Below are 638 nucleotides of genomic sequence, written 5' to 3' on the forward strand. Positions count from 1 at the left end.
CCTTCTCGGCGCGAAGCTGGTGGCGCGGCGTGGTGATCGGGTTCAGGCGGGTCGTCATCGTCTTGGCTCCGTGCGCTGAGTTGCATCGTCCTTGTGGATCCAGGTTCGCTCTGGCGCGGAGGCTTATCAACTCAATAAGCACATGATTTCGAATGATAATCGGAGCGCGGCATGGAGGGTCTGAGCGAGCGCCAGTACGCTGCCCGGGTCGGCCTCTCGCGTGGCGCGATCCAGAAGGCCAAGGCCGCCGGCCGCCTCGTGCTGCACGCAGACGGGAGCATCGACGCCGATGCCAGCGACGCGCGCCGGGCCGAGACCACGGACCCGTCGAAGACCCGCAAGCCGCCCCAGCTGAGCCGCAAGCCCGTGCCGGAGGCGGCCGTCTCCGCCGTCGGCGACACCCTGAAGGAACAGGGCCTTGCCGCGCCCGCGACGGGCGGCGGAACGACGTTCCTGCAGGCCAAGACCGCGAACGAGGTGCTGAAGGCGCAGGAGCGGCGCATCCGGCTTCAAAAGCTCAAGGGCGAGCTGATCGACCGCGCCCGCGCGCTGGCGCTGGTGTTCCGCCTGGCGCGGCAGGAGCGCGACGTCTGGGTCAACTGGCCGGCGCGGGTGGCCGCGCTGATGGCGGCTGATCT

General features: G+C 69.6%; 1 protein-coding gene. It reads left to right on the top strand.

Annotation, left to right across the window (positions count from 1 at the left end):
- Positions 1-171 precede the first annotated feature (171 nt).
- Positions 172-638, top strand: a 467-nt coding sequence (locus AB6A65_RS16450; RefSeq protein ID WP_371039476.1) for a hypothetical protein, incomplete at its 3' end; no start/stop codon positions are given.

It is taken from the genome of Rhodosalinus sp. FB01 (genome assembly GCF_041365715.1).
In the GTDB taxonomy this organism is placed as follows: domain Bacteria; phylum Pseudomonadota; class Alphaproteobacteria; order Rhodobacterales; family Rhodobacteraceae; genus Rhodosalinus.